14 protein-coding genes and 1 tRNA gene are annotated in these 12,477 nt (G+C 66.5%); 9 read left to right on the top strand and 6 right to left on the bottom strand.

The features are described from left to right. The first annotated feature begins 255 nt into the window (after positions 1–255). Entirely contained in the window at positions 256–447 is a 192-nt protein-coding gene (locus tag P1X14_RS20430) for a hypothetical protein (protein ID WP_277317265.1), read from the top strand. Between the two features lie 71 nt (positions 448–518). Beyond that, entirely contained in the window at positions 519–2,012 is a 1,494-nt protein-coding gene (locus P1X14_RS20425) for a mannitol dehydrogenase family protein (RefSeq protein ID WP_277317264.1), read from the top strand. Here the strand turns inward: P1X14_RS20425 and P1X14_RS20420 are convergent. Next, positions 1,991–2,065 (bottom strand) — tRNA-Thr (locus P1X14_RS20420). The two genes, P1X14_RS20425 and P1X14_RS20420, sit on opposite strands and share 22 nt — an antisense overlap. A gap of 90 nt (positions 2,066–2,155) precedes the next feature. Here P1X14_RS20420 and P1X14_RS20415 point away from each other — a divergent pair. Continuing rightward, on the top strand, positions 2,156–2,281 hold the full coding sequence (locus P1X14_RS20415) for a hypothetical protein (protein ID WP_277317263.1): 126 nt from the start codon (positions 2,156–2,158) through the stop codon (positions 2,279–2,281). Here the strand turns inward: P1X14_RS20415 and P1X14_RS20410 are convergent. Further along, positions 2,278–4,071 (bottom strand): aminopeptidase P family protein, encoded by a 1,794-nt coding sequence (locus P1X14_RS20410; RefSeq protein WP_277317262.1) that lies wholly within the window; start codon positions 4,069–4,071, stop codon positions 2,278–2,280. The genes P1X14_RS20415 and P1X14_RS20410 overlap by 4 nt on opposite strands. A 151-nt stretch (positions 4,072–4,222) precedes the next feature. Between P1X14_RS20410 and P1X14_RS20405 the strand changes: the two genes are divergently transcribed. Next, positions 4,223–5,839 (top strand): NAD(P)/FAD-dependent oxidoreductase, encoded by a 1,617-nt coding sequence (locus P1X14_RS20405; RefSeq protein ID WP_277317261.1) that lies wholly within the window; start codon positions 4,223–4,225, stop codon positions 5,837–5,839. On the opposite strand, the gene P1X14_RS20400 is transcribed toward P1X14_RS20405, so the two are convergent. Next, the gene (locus tag P1X14_RS20400) at positions 5,836–6,474 is read right to left on the bottom strand and encodes a response regulator (RefSeq protein WP_277317260.1); all 639 of its coding nucleotides are present in this window, start codon (positions 6,472–6,474) and stop codon (positions 5,836–5,838) included. The two genes, P1X14_RS20405 and P1X14_RS20400, sit on opposite strands and share 4 nt — an antisense overlap. 206 nt (positions 6,475–6,680) lie before the next feature. On the opposite strand from P1X14_RS20400, the gene P1X14_RS20395 reads away from it, so the two are divergent. Together P1X14_RS20395 and P1X14_RS20390 are read left to right on the top strand one after the other, a co-directional pair. Next, positions 6,681–8,738: a S9 family peptidase gene (locus tag P1X14_RS20395; protein WP_277317259.1), complete on the top strand. Its 2,058-nt coding sequence runs from the start codon at positions 6,681–6,683 to the stop codon at positions 8,736–8,738. Further along, positions 8,735–9,181, top strand: a complete 447-nt coding sequence (locus tag P1X14_RS20390) for a DUF2059 domain-containing protein (protein WP_277317258.1) — start codon at positions 8,735–8,737, stop codon at positions 9,179–9,181. Before P1X14_RS20395 ends, P1X14_RS20390 begins: the two co-directional genes overlap by 4 nt. 329 nt (positions 9,182–9,510) lie before the next feature. Here P1X14_RS20390 and P1X14_RS20385 read toward each other — a convergent pair whose 3' ends face one another. Then, the gene (locus P1X14_RS20385) at positions 9,511–9,699 is read right to left on the bottom strand and encodes a hypothetical protein (protein WP_277317257.1); all 189 of its coding nucleotides are present in this window, start codon (positions 9,697–9,699) and stop codon (positions 9,511–9,513) included. 133 nt (positions 9,700–9,832) lie between these two features. Between P1X14_RS20385 and P1X14_RS20380 the strand changes: the two genes are divergently transcribed. Both P1X14_RS20380 and P1X14_RS20375 read left to right on the top strand, forming a co-directional pair. Then, positions 9,833–10,036 (top strand): hypothetical protein, encoded by a 204-nt coding sequence (locus P1X14_RS20380; RefSeq protein WP_277317256.1) that lies wholly within the window; start codon positions 9,833–9,835, stop codon positions 10,034–10,036. 114 nt (positions 10,037–10,150) lie between these two features. Further along, positions 10,151–10,675: a thermonuclease family protein gene (locus P1X14_RS20375; RefSeq protein ID WP_346770465.1), complete on the top strand. Its 525-nt coding sequence runs from the start codon at positions 10,151–10,153 to the stop codon at positions 10,673–10,675. Here P1X14_RS20375 and P1X14_RS20370 read toward each other — a convergent pair. Together P1X14_RS20370 and P1X14_RS20365 are read right to left on the bottom strand one after the other, a co-directional pair. Beyond that, a complete protein-coding gene (locus tag P1X14_RS20370) occupies positions 10,646–11,107 on the bottom strand; it encodes a nuclear transport factor 2 family protein (RefSeq protein ID WP_277317255.1) in 462 nt (153 codons plus the stop codon). The two genes, P1X14_RS20375 and P1X14_RS20370, sit on opposite strands and share 30 nt — an antisense overlap. 53 nt (positions 11,108–11,160) lie before the next feature. Further along, on the bottom strand, positions 11,161–11,418 hold the full coding sequence (locus P1X14_RS20365; RefSeq protein WP_277317254.1) for a YjhX family toxin: 258 nt from the start codon (positions 11,416–11,418) through the stop codon (positions 11,161–11,163). Positions 11,419–11,719: 301 nt separating this feature from the next. On the opposite strand from P1X14_RS20365, the gene P1X14_RS20360 reads away from it, so the two are divergent. Continuing rightward, positions 11,720–12,477 (top strand): lipase family protein (locus P1X14_RS20360; protein WP_277317253.1); only part of this gene is annotated, 758 nt, incomplete at its 3' end.

Below are 12,477 nucleotides of genomic sequence, written 5' to 3'. Positions count from 1 at the left end.
GACCCTCAAGGTCGAGTTCGACGATCTCCAGCGGCTTCTTGGCTTCGAATGCGACGGCGGCGCGAGTCTTCATGGGGTTCCTCCCTGATGTTGAGCGCCTGATCGGAGAAAGCCGCGCGGGATTCAACCTGCGGCTTCATCAATTTCCGGGAGTCGCCATTCAAAAACCATAGTGCGGCCCGGCATATTGGTGCATGTTCGCAACTGCACAAAAATCCGGGGGGATTCGACGACATGCTTTATGCGGCTTTTGGAGTGTTGGCGCTCATCGTGGCGATTCCGGTCGCGACGGGGCTGCTCAACCGCCGCAGGCGCAGCGCGCAGGAGGCGCGCCGCAAGGAGCGCCAGCGCATCCGGATGCGCGATTGGGCGGTGATCAACTGGCTTTATGGCCGCAGCAAGCTGCGCATCACGCACCAGCCCTCGCCCGAGCAGCGCGAGGACTGAGCCGCAGCATCGCTTTGCTGCGCGGATCGCGCGCTGTGCGGAATATCGCGAAGCGCTAGAAGTGCCGGGCGATGAACCCGGTTCCCCTCAGTCGCGCCACCCTGTCCATGCTTCCGCCGGGCGTTGCCGCGCCGGGCTACGATCCCGCGCGGGTGACGGCGGGCATCGTCCATCTGGGGCTGGGCGGTTTCCACCGCGCGCATATGGCGCGCTACACCAGCGAGTTGATGGCGCTCGATCCCGCTGCGCTGCGCTGGGGTATTGTCGGCGCGGGCCTGTTGCCCGGCGACGGGGCGATGCACGATGCGCTGGCGCCGCAGGACTTGCTCTACACGCTGGTCGAGCGCGATGCGGCGGGCGAGCGCGTGTCGGTGATCGGGTCGCTGGCGGGACTCGTCGATGCCGGGGAGTCGAGCGCCGCGCTGCTCGATGCGATCGATGCGCCGGGCATCCGCATCGTCAGCATGACGGTGACCGAGCATGGCTATTGCATCGATCGCGCGACCAAGCAGCTGGATCGGATGCATCCGCTGGTCGAGCATGACCTTGCCGATCCGCGGCGGCCGCGAAGTGTGCCGGGGATCATCGTCGAAGGGCTGCGCCGTCGCCGGGCGGCATGGCGGCGGCCGTTCACCGCGCTCAGTTGCGACAATATCGAGCATAATGGCCGGGTGCTGCGCGCCGCGGTGCTCGATCTGGCCGAGCGGGTCGATCCAGCACTGGCGGCATGGATCGCCACGGAGGGGTGCTTCCCCGGGACGATGGTCGACCGGATCACCCCGGTCACCCGGCCTGCGGACGTTGCCGATCTCGCCGCGCGCCACGGCATCGCCGATGCGTGGCCGGTAGTGTGCGAGCGGTTCAGCCAATGGGTGATCGAGGATGATTTCGCCGATGGGCGCCCGCGATGGGAGGATGTGGGGGCGCAGTTCGTGGCGGACGTCGCGCCCTATGAGTTCATGAAGCTCCGGCTGCTCAACGCCAGCCACCTCGCCATTGCCGGGCTGGGCAAGCTGATCGGCTATGTTCACGTCGACGAGGCGATGCGCGATCCCCGGTTGCGGGCCTATATGGTCGCGCTGATGGACCGCGAGACCGGACCGACGCTCAGGCCGGTGCCGGGCGTGGACCTGCCCGCGTACAAGGCGATGCTGGTCGAGCGCTTCGCCAATCCGCGGATCCGCGACACGCTCGACAGGATCAATGCCGATGCGCCGCTCAACTATCTGCTCGATCCGGTCCGCGACCGGCTGGCAAGCGGCGCGCCGATCCCGCTGCTGGCGCTGGCCGTCGCGGCATGGTTGCGGCGGGTGCGGGGTGAGGACGAGGCGGGGCGGGTGTTGGAGGTCTGCCATCCGCTAGCGGCGCTGCTGCGCGAGAAAGCTGTCGAGGGAGGGCCGGGCCCGCGGCCCTTGCTGGCGATCGAGGCGCTGTTCGGCAACCTTGGCCGCGATCCCGCATTCGTCGACGCGGTGACGCAACAACTCGAATCGCTATACGCCCGCGGGGCGGCGGCAACGCTCGCCGGAGTGTTCGGAGAAAATGGTGCTGCCGGTGAGGATTGAACTCACGACCTCAGCCTTACCAAGGATGCGCTCTACCACTGAGCTACGGCAGCACTCGACGGCGGGTGCCGTGCGGGAGGCGCCTATGTGCTTGGGCATGAGTGATTGTCAACCTGCTGTTTCTCCTATTATCGCGTTCTCCGATGAGTGATGCCGAAAAGAAGGCCCGGCTGGCCGAGGCGCTGAGGGCCAATCTGCGCAGGCGCAAGGCCCAGGCGCGCGAGCAGGCCGAATCGCCCGCCCCGCGCGAAGAGCCGTCGCGCGATTAGATTTCGGCGCACTTCGTTTCGAGCCAGGCCTTGTCCTCGCCCTCCAGCAACGGTCCGAGAATCGCCAGCGTCTGGGCGTGATAGGCGTTGAGCCAGGCGCGTTCCTCGAAGGTCAGCAAGGTGGCGTCGACCAGATCGCGCTCGATCGGCACGAAGGTGAGCGTTTCGAAGCCCAGCATCTTCTGTTCGGCGCCCGCAATGTCGAGCGGCACCACCAGCACCAGATTCTCGATGCGGATGCCGAATTCGCCCGCCTTGTAGAAGCCCGGCTCGTTCGAGAGGAACATGCCGGCCTTGAGCGGCTCGAGCGAGGCGCCGCCGGGATAGAAGGGCTGGGCGATTCGCTGCGGCCCTTCATGCACCGACAGATAGGATCCGACGCCGTGCCCGGTGCCGTGCGCGAAATCGAGGCCGACTTCCCATAACGGGCGCCGCGCGAAACTGTCGAGCTGGGCCCCAACCGTGCCTTCGGGGAAGGCCGCGGTGGCGATGGCGATATGGCCCTTGAGCACGCGGGTGAAGCGGTCGCGCATCTCCTGGGTCGGCTCGCCGATGGGGATCACGCGCGTCACGTCGGTGGTGCCGTCCGCATACTGCCCGCCCGAATCGACCAGATAGAGATGGCCGAGTTCGATGGACAGGCTGCTTTCCTCGGTCACCTTGTAGTGCGGGATCGCGCCATTGGGGCCGGTGCCCGAAATCGTGTCGAAGCTCAGATCCTTGAGCACGCCGGTCTCCTCGCGGAACGCGTGGAGCCGGTCGGCGGCGGAAAGCTCGTTCAGGCCGCCCTTGGGTGCCTCGATCTCCATCCAGCGCAGGAAGCGGCTGAGCGCGGCGCCGTCGCGGGCCTGTGCGGCGCGGTGGCCGGCGATCTCGACCGGGTTCTTCAGCGCCTTGGCCAGCACCACCGGATCGCGCAGCGACAGGATCTTCGCCCCGCCGGCATCGAGCGAATCGAAGATCGCGGCGACCGCGCGCTCGGGGTCCGCAGCGACGCGCTTGCCCTGAAACTTCTGGAGCGCCGGGGCGAAGGCGGTGCGATCATGCACGCGGATGGCGTTGCCGAGATGCTGGGACACGGCATCGGTCATCTTCTCGGGCGCGACGAACAGGTCGGCGGTGCCGTCCGAATTGACGATGGCATAGGACAGGGCGACCGGGGTGTGGCTGACATCGTCGCCGCGCACGTTGAACGCCCAGGCGATCGAATCGAGCGCGGAGAGGACGACCGCGTCGGCCTTGCGCTCGTGCAGCCAATCGGCGATCTCGGCGCGCTTGGCGGCGCTGGACTTGCCGGCATGCTCGTCGCTCTGGACGCTGAGGACCGCGTCCGAGGGGGCGGGCCGGTCCGGCCATACCGCGTCGACGGGGTTGGTGTTCACCGCGACCAGTTCGGCGCCCTTCTCCGCCAGCGCCTTGCGCGCGGCCTCGACCCAGGCGCGGGTGTGCAGCCATGGATCATAGCCGATGCGCCCGCCGTCCGGGGCATGCTCGCCCAGCCAGCCCTCGACGCTGACCGCGGGGACGGGCACATATTGCCACTGATCGGCCGAGACCTGCTGGCGCACCTGCAGCGTATAGCGCCCGTCGGTGAAGATCGCGGCTTCCTCGGACAGCACCACGGCCGAACCGGCCGAACCCTGGAAGCCGGTCAGCCAGGCGAGCCGCTGGGCATATTCGCCGACATATTCGGACATATGCTCGTCGGTGAGCGGCACGACGAAGCCGTCTAGGCGGTCGCGCTTGAGCTGTTCGCGAAGGGCGGAGAGGCGGTCTGCATAGGTGGACATGGGCAATACTCGAACCTGTTGGGTCTGTCGGCGCCGCGCCGTGGCGGAGTCGGTGATGGGCGAGTCTGTGGCAGATTCGAGCGATCTGGAACAGCTTCGCCCGTATCCAGCGGTGTAGCGGCCATCGCCGATCCGCCGTAAAGCGCCTGCGATGTTGCGCATTACCGAACTGAAACTGCCGCTGAACCATGCCGAGGAGATCCTGGCCGCCGCGATCCGCGACCGGTTGCGGATCAAGCCCAAGGATCTGGTGCGCTATACGGTCGCGCGGCGCGGATGGGACGCGCGCGACAAGTATGACATCCAGCTGGTCTATACCGTCGACGTGACCTTGCGCGACGAAGGCGCGGTGCTGGCCAAGTTCAAGCGCGACCGGAAGGTGCAGCGCACCCCCGACACCGGCTATCGCTTCGTGACGAAGCAGAAGGATTGGCAGGGCACCCGGCCTATCGTGGTGGGTGCGGGGCCGTGCGGGCTGTTCGTGGGACTGATCCTTGCCCAGATGGGACTCAAGCCGATCATCCTCGACCGCGGCAAGGTGGTGCGCGAGCGGACCAAGGATACCTGGGGGCTGTGGCGGCGCAGCGTCCTCAATCCCGAAAGCAATGTGCAGTTCGGCGAGGGCGGGGCGGGGACCTTTTCGGACGGCAAGCTCTACAGCCGGATCAAGGACCCTCGGCACCTCGATCGCAAGGTGCTGATCGAATTCGTAAAGGCGGGCGCGCCCGAGGAGATCTTGACCGAGGCGCATCCGCATATCGGCACGTTCCGGCTGGTGAAGATGGTGGAGGGCATCCGCAACCAGATCGAGGCGCTGGGCGGCGAATATCGCTGGCAGCACCGGGTCGAGGATCTGCTGATCGACGATTCCAACGGCGAACGCCGCGTGACCGGCGTTCGGATTCAGACCGGGGAAGTGATCGAGAGCGATCATATCGCCATCGCGCTGGGGCATAGCGCGCGCGACACGTTCCAGATGCTGCTCGACCGCGGCGTTTATATCGAGCCCAAGCCCTTCTCGATCGGCGTCAGGATCGAGCATCCCCAGGCATGGATCGACGAGGCGCGGTTCGGACCCAATGCCGGGCATCCGATCCTGGGCGCGGCGGACTATGCGATCTCGCACCACTGCGCGAACGGGCGGACGGTCTACAGCTTCTGCATGTGCCCGGGCGGGCAGGTGGTGGCTGCGACCAGCGAGGAAGGCCGCGTCGCGACCAACGGGATGAGCCAATATTCGCGGGCCGAGCGCAACGCCAATTCGGGCTTCGTCGTCGCGATCGATCCGGCGCGCGACTATCCGGGGCACCCGCTTGCGGGCATCGACCTGCAGCGGCGGCTGGAAGAGAAAGCGTTCGTCGCGGGCGGATCGAACTACAAGGCGCCGGCGCAGAAGATCGGCGACTTCATGGCCGGGCGGCCCTCGACCGAACTGGGCGAGGTGATCCCGTCCTACAAGCCGGGCGTGACCATGACCGATCTGGCCGGGATACTCCCCGAGTTCGCCGTGACGGCGATGCGCGAGGCGCTGACCGTGTTCGGCAAGGACATCAAGGGGTACGATCATCCCGACGCGGTGATGACCGGCGTCGAGACGCGGACCTCCTCCCCGATCCGCATCACCCGCGGGCCGGACTTCCAGAGCCTGAACACGCGCGGCCTGTTCCCCGCGGGCGAGGGTGCCGGCTATGCCGGGGGCATCCTTTCGGCCGCGGTCGACGGGATCAAGGTTGCCGAGGCGGTGGCGAAGAGCCTGACGGGGGTTTAGCCCGCTACCCGGTCGTCCTTGTCGTCCGCGACCCAGCCGGCGACGATTGCCAGCCGCACCGCATGGGCGAGATCGTGGACGCCCAGCTTGCGCATCATCGCCGCGCGATAGATTTCGACGGTACGCGCGCCGATGCCCAGCGCGCGGGCGGTCACCTTGTTCGCGCATCCGTCGAACAGATGGCGCAGCACGTCGAGTTCGCGGGGCGACAGGCGGGCGATGCGCTGGCGCGCGTCGCGGGCCGCCGCGGCAGTGGCGTTGTTGGCGTCGAGCCGGTCGAATGCCCGGACCAGCGCGTCGGCGAGCGTGTCGTGTTCGACCGGCTTGCTGATCAGGTCGACCGCGCCCTGCTTCATTGCCTGCACGGTAAGCGGCACCGAATTGGTTGCGCTGACGAGCAGGGTCACGAACTTCTCGTCGCCGCGTGCCTTCAGCGCCGCGAGAACCTCTGCGCCGCCGAGCGTCGGCATGTTAAGGTCCAGCAGCAGCACGCCCGGATCGAGTTCGTCCACTTCCTGAATGAAATCGAGACCGCTCTCGAAGGTGCGGACCAGCGTATTGCTGTCCCGATCCAGAGTCAGCCGGATCACCTCACGGGAAATTCGGTCGTCATCGACGATGTAGATGAATCGCACACACTATCCCCGTTACGCTTCACCCATTGTGAAGCTATGCCTACGCAACCTCTCCCTGATGCCGCTCGACTGGCCGACTTTGGGGCGGTTACTACTAGGGTCGCGTCGTTAACCAATTGGGGATTTGCCCTTACTGTAATTTCACAATAGTCGCCGTGGGTTAGCTGGCCCCTCGACATGGCGCGGCGGTGGCTTAAGGATTGGGCATGACCGACCCCAAGCCCCCCGTCGCGGCGACCCGTCCGCACAGCTTCCGCCATCACAATGTCGAGGTTCAGGACCCCTGGGCCTGGCTGCGCGATCCGGGCTATCCGACCGTCACCGATAAGGACGTGCTGGCCTATCTGGAGGAAGAGAACGCCTATTTCGAAAGCGTGATGGCGCCGCACAAGCCGCTGGCCGAAGCGCTGTTCACCGAGATGCGCGGGCGGATCAAGGAAGACGAATCGACCGTGCCGCAGCGCGACGGCGACTGGATCTACTGGACCGATTTCGAGATGGGCGGCGAATATCGCCGCTGGTGGCGCAAGCCGGCTGCGGGGGGTGAGGACCAACTGATCCTGAACGAGCCGGAGCTGGCTGCGGGCAAGGAATATTTCAGCCTGGGCGCGTTCAGCGCGAGCGATGACGGGCGCTGGCTGGCCTATGCCTATGACGACAACGGCTCCGAACGGTTCGAAGTGCGGATCAAGGATCTGGAGACCGGCGAGCTGCTGCCCGACGTGATTCCGGGGGTGCTTTCCGAGCTGGTATGGACCGCGGATTCGAAGGGTTTCCTCTACGCGCTGGTCAACGATAATTGGCGAACCGACCGGATTCGTTGGCATAAATTGGGCGAGCCGGTCGAACAGGATGTCGAGCTCTATTTCGAGAGCGACGAGGGCTTCCGCGTGGGGGTGGGCGAGACCCAGTCGCGCAAATGGCTGATCGTCTCGAGCGGCGATCACGTCACCAGCGAAGTCTATCTGCTGCCTGCGGACAATCCCGCCGCGCCTTTGCTGTGCGTGAGCCCGCGCAAGGTGGGCCGCGAATATGATGTGGACGAGCATGAGGGCACGCTGTTCATCCACACCAACGATACCGATCCCAACTTCCGGCTGGCGACCGCGAGCATCGAAAACCCAAGCGTCTGGTCGGAACGGATCGGGGCTTCGAAGCAATTCTACATGACCGGCGTGACCTGCTTCGCTGACTTCTTCGTGGTCGAGGGTCGCGAGGACGGGCTCGATCAGATCGAACTGCACCGCTACGACGGCAGCGCGCCGACGCGGATCGACTTCCCCGAGGCGAGCTATGTCGCCGGCGTCGGCGACAATCCCGAATATGACATCGACACGCTGCGGCTGAGCTATCAGTCGATGGTCACGCCGGGCACCGTCTACGACTATAACGTGGCGACCGGGGGCCTCACCACGCTGAAGGTCCAGGCGATCCCGAGCGGCTATGACGGATCGAAATACCGCACCGAGCGGCTGAAGATCGCGGCGCGCGACGGGGTCGAGGTGCCGGTCTCCATCGTCTATCCGAAGGACTTTCCGCGCGACGGATCGGGCAAGCTCTATCTCTACGCGTACGGCGCCTACGGCATCGCGATCCCGCCGGGCTTCTCGACCAGCCGCATGTCGTTCCTCGACCGCGGCATGGCCTTTGCCATCGCCCATATCCGCGGCGGCGACGATCTGGGCCAGCAATGGCAGTTGGACGGCAAGCTGGAGAAGCGGACCAATACCTTCAACGATTTCGTCGATGTCGCGCGCGGGCTGATCGCCAAGGGCTATACGCATGAAGGCGGCATCGCCATCGCGGGGCGCTCGGCCGGGGGCGAGCTGATGGGCGCGGTGGTCAATTCCGATCCCGAACTATGGGGCGCGGTGGTGGCGGACGTGCCGTTCGTCGACGTGCTCAACACGATGCTGGACGACAGCCTGCCGCTGACGCCGGGCGAGTGGCCGGAATGGGGCAATCCGATCGAGGACGCCAAGGCGTTCGAGCTGATCCGCTCCTACTCACCCTATGACAATGTCACCGCGCAGGCCTATCCGCCGCTTTATATCTCGGGCGGGCTGAACGATCCGCGGGTGACCTATTGGGAGCCGGCGAAGTGGGCGGCGAAGCTGCGCGCCAGCAAGACCGACGACAATGTGCTGCTGCTCAAGACCAATATGGGCGCGGGGCATGGCGGCAAGTCCGGCCGGTGGGAGAGCCTGAAAGAAGCCGCCGACGAGATGGCCTTCATCCTGTGGCAGATGGGGGTCGAGGGATGAGCTGGCTGGCCGCGCTCCTGCTGCTGACCGGCGCGACCGATCCCGAGGCCGAGGCGCTGGGCAAAAGGCTGGCCGAGGCGAGCAGCCTTGCCGCGCTGTTGCCCGCGGTGGCGGCCAAGGAGCGCGAGGAGATGCTGGCCGAGCATCCCGAATGGACCGATGCCGACAAGGCGGCGTTCCGCGAAACTGCCGATGCGGTGGCGGCGCGGGGCATGGACCGGCTGACCACGGCGATGGGCAAGGCCTATGCAACGCGACTGAGCCTCGACGATCTGCGCGCGCTGGTGGCGTTCAACGAGACCCCCGCGGCGAAGCGGATGCGCGCGGTGGCGCCGGCGGTGATGATCGAGACCGCGGGCGCGCTCGACGGCATGGATTACAAGGGCGAGACGCGCCGGGCCTTTTGCACGCGGACCGGCAAGCTGTGCGAGGCGGCGAACTAGGAATCGGGTTCGTCTGGAACTTCACACTGATCCGCGTGTTCCGGCGCGCACGGTCCAGCGGCGATCTGGCCGGGATCGACAGTGTGAAAGAGCGGCCGCCGTTCGGACAGCGCATCGACCCCAGCAGGCGAAATCCAACATTTCAAGCGGTTTGGCGGGACCCGGCAGGTACCGGCCCATTCAACCAATCCTCCCCCGGAGGGGGAGGTGGCAGCCGCAGGCTGACGGAGGGGGAGCGCCACAGGCGATATCGCTTGGGGCAAGCCCCCTCCACCGCTTCGCGGTCCCCCTCCCCCTCCGGGGGAGGATTTTTTGCAGCAAGATGCACCCTAATCGAGCTTGCGCAGCGCCAGCTGGGTCTGGCGGTGGCATTGGTGGCAGAAGGCGAAGTCGAAAATCTCGCTGACCGCCCAGCTCTGTTGCTCACGATCCCATTCGGCCCAGGCGTCGCGGGTGACCGACTGTCCGCCGCAGCGTTCGCAGACATAATCGAATCTGGGGAGTTCGGACTCGCTCATGAGGCGAGCCTATCGCGGGAATGATCCGCTTCGGATCGAACCGCATCCGAAACGGATCAGGTCGCGAAAATCGCTTTGCCGGCAAGGATTTGGTGACGAAACGCGCATAGCCTCGCGGATGCGAGGAATGGCGATGCGGCGACCCAGACGGCCAGCGAAGTTGCACAACCCCGGATACCGGCCTGCACATGCTTGGCTGGGCCATCCGGGCGACGGGGTGCGGCTGAAGCATCGCGATCCGGGCAAACGCTGGCGCTTCCGCTGGCTGCAACTGCGGATCGTCGCGATCGCGGCTGCGCTGTCGGGGCTGGCCTGGTGGCAGCTGCTGGCTGGCTGATCTGCTCCGAAACCGACCGATCGGGTGCCCGATCCCTCCGCCGCGGACCGGACTGGATACGATTCGCTTACCCTGCCCGATCTAGATTCGCCTTCGCTTTGCGGGAGGTGAGGGATGCGGCCATTCGCGCTGCGCGAGATCGGATTGATGGGGCTGGGCGGCGTGTTCGCCGGGCTGGTCTTCTCCTTATGGCTCGGCGCGCCGGGCGGCCCTGCCCCGCGGGCTGCGCAGGCCGGGCCGATGGCGGCTGTCGCCGCGCCTGATACGATCCGCGCGCGGTTTGGCCTGTGTCATTCGGGCGGCGGGATCGATTGCGTGGTCGATGGCGACACCTTTTGGCTAGACGGCGAGAAGATCCGCATCGCCGATATCGACGCGCCCGAGACCCATCCGCCGCGCTGCGCCGAGGAGGAACGGCTGGGCAATGCGGCGACCGCGCGGCTGCGCGACCTGCTCAATGCCGGGCCGATCACGCTGGCGGCGGCGGACCGCGACACCGATCGCTATGGCCGCAAGCTGCGCATCGTGACGCGGGGCGCAGTCGCTGGGCGAAATGCTGGTTGCCGAGGGGCTGGCGCGGCGATGGGGTGGGCGGCGGGAGCCGTGGTGCTAATTCACTGCTTCGTGGCGATAGCTTAGCACGCGGGCCAGCTTCCAGCCTTCGGGCGTTTTCTGCCAGACCTGGACGAAATGGGCGCGGCCGACGAGCTTTTCCGGGCCGTCGCCCTTGCGTTCGTAGAAGAGGTGGTCGCCCTCCTCGATCGCGCCATAGCCGGGGACGGGATCGACCTTCATCGTGCTGGCGACCAGTTCGCGGCGGCTGCGCCACGCGTCGGGGGCCTTCTTCGCCTCGCAGGTCTTCGCATAGTCGGCGACGAAGCTGGCGCCGTCCCTGAACACGAAGCCGCCCTTGTCGTGGAACATCTCGAAGTCCGGGGCGACCATCTTTTCGAGCTTCGCCGGGTCGCATTGCTCGAAATAGGTGCCGAACAGCGCGGTATCGGCGGCATGGATTTCGGCGGCGAGCGCAGGATCTGACGCGATCAGCGACAAGACGAACAGGGACAGCATGAGGGCTCCTTGGTGTATTATTGATATATTACACCAAGGAGCCCTCGGCGCAACTAGCGGTTATCGAGCTGTGCCCGCACCGCATCCAGCCCCAGCCGGGTGATGCGATAGGGCTGGCCGCTGTTGCTGGCGATCAGCCGCCGCCGCTTGAGCCGGCGGAACAGGCCGAGCGTGCAATCGGACAGGACATGCCCGTCGCGGGTGAAGCAATCTGCCGCGACGATGCGGCCGTCTTCGCTGCGGCGGTGCGCGATGCGGCCGCCCTGCGCCAGCGCGTGCAGCACGCGCTGTTCGTATTTCGAGATATTCACGGAGGAAACGCCTTTGCTGAAGGTGCGACCATGCCTCCGCGCGCGGGGCGCGGATGGCGAGTGCCCGACGGCGCGCGGGAGCTTCAGGCTCCCGGCCGTCGATCAGCGGGCGGCAATTTCCTTCATGCGGCGCTCTTCCAAAGTGCGGGCGCGGTTTCGCCAGCGATCTCCAACATGTCAAGCAACCCCTCGGGGAAAGACCGGACAGGGAAATGTCCCGAACGTGAATGCCCCGGATTGCGATGGTTAACGCGGAATGGTGCATCGGCGGCACGAAAGGACTCGAGCGATGCACGACTGCATGAAACGGCGCCTGCTCTATGCGTCGTCCCAGGCTTACCGGCCGGACATGGACATGGCGCATCGCCCGGTCGGCTGGATCGCGCCGCCGATGGTGATCCGCCGCGAGACGCCGGTGACGCATCGCGAGATCGATCTGGCGCTGGTCGGCCGGGTGAAGCAGGGCGTGATCGTGGCGTTCCGCGGATCGCTGCCGCCCTTCCTTGGCAGCTTCAACAATATGGGTGCCGAGGATGGCTGGGCGGTCGCGCTGGACTGGCTGAACGACGGGCTGTCGCTGTGCGTGCAGGACCCGGCCTATCCCGGCGGCGTGCATCTGGGCTTTGCCGATTCGATGCGGCGGCTGTGGGAAGATGGCGACGACACGCCGGGGGTGCGGACCGCGATCGCGATGCAGATCGCGGCGGGCGCCCGCCCGCACCTGTTCCTGACCGGTCATTCCAAGGGCGGGGCACTGGCCAATCTGGCGGCGTATCGCGCGGCGACAACGGGGGCGTGGGACGCCATTCCCGTCAGCGCCATGACGATCGCGGCGGCGCGGGCGGGGAATGGGAGCTTCGCCCGCGCCTATGCCGAAACGCGGATCGCCTGCCTGCGCTACGAAATGCCGAGCGATCTGGTGCCGCATCTGCCGCCGGGACCGGAGACGCCGGCATGGGTGAACGGCATCGTCGGCGCGGTGGTGCCCGGGCTGGCGGCGCAGGATTACCATCCCGTCGGCATGCGGGTGAGCGCGCGCGCGCCGGCCAAGCGCCGCTG

This window comes from Sphingomonas sp. AOB5 (assembly GCF_029433115.1).
Classification (GTDB): Bacteria; Pseudomonadota; Alphaproteobacteria; order Sphingomonadales; family Sphingomonadaceae; genus Sphingomonas.
This window is presented reverse-complemented; position numbering and strand designations above follow the sequence as displayed.

What these genes read in the sequence shown, in the direction of transcription:
- P1X14_RS20380 (WP_277317256.1), top strand. Translation starts at nt 9,833, where the DNA reads ATGCGGCGACCCAGACGGCCAGCGAAGTTGCACAACCCCGGATACCGG.
- P1X14_RS20390 (WP_277317258.1), top strand. Translation starts at nt 8,735, where the DNA reads ATGAGCTGGCTGGCCGCGCTCCTGCTGCTGACCGGCGCGACCGATCCC.
- P1X14_RS20395 (WP_277317259.1), top strand. Translation starts at nt 6,681, where the DNA reads ATGACCGACCCCAAGCCCCCCGTCGCGGCGACCCGTCCGCACAGCTTC.
- P1X14_RS20410 (WP_277317262.1), bottom strand. Translation starts at nt 4,071, where the DNA reads ATGTCCACCTATGCAGACCGCCTCTCCGCCCTTCGCGAACAGCTCAAG.
- P1X14_RS20370 (WP_277317255.1), bottom strand. Translation starts at nt 11,107, where the DNA reads ATGCTGTCCCTGTTCGTCTTGTCGCTGATCGCGTCAGATCCTGCGCTC.
- P1X14_RS20385 (WP_277317257.1), bottom strand. Translation starts at nt 9,699, where the DNA reads ATGAGCGAGTCCGAACTCCCCAGATTCGATTATGTCTGCGAACGCTGC.
- P1X14_RS20425 (WP_277317264.1), top strand. Translation starts at nt 519, where the DNA reads ATGAACCCGGTTCCCCTCAGTCGCGCCACCCTGTCCATGCTTCCGCCG.
- P1X14_RS20415 (WP_277317263.1), top strand. Translation starts at nt 2,156, where the DNA reads ATGAGTGATGCCGAAAAGAAGGCCCGGCTGGCCGAGGCGCTGAGGGCC.
- P1X14_RS20375 (WP_346770465.1), top strand. Translation starts at nt 10,151, where the DNA reads ATGCGGCCATTCGCGCTGCGCGAGATCGGATTGATGGGGCTGGGCGGC.
- P1X14_RS20405 (WP_277317261.1), top strand. Translation starts at nt 4,223, where the DNA reads ATGTTGCGCATTACCGAACTGAAACTGCCGCTGAACCATGCCGAGGAG.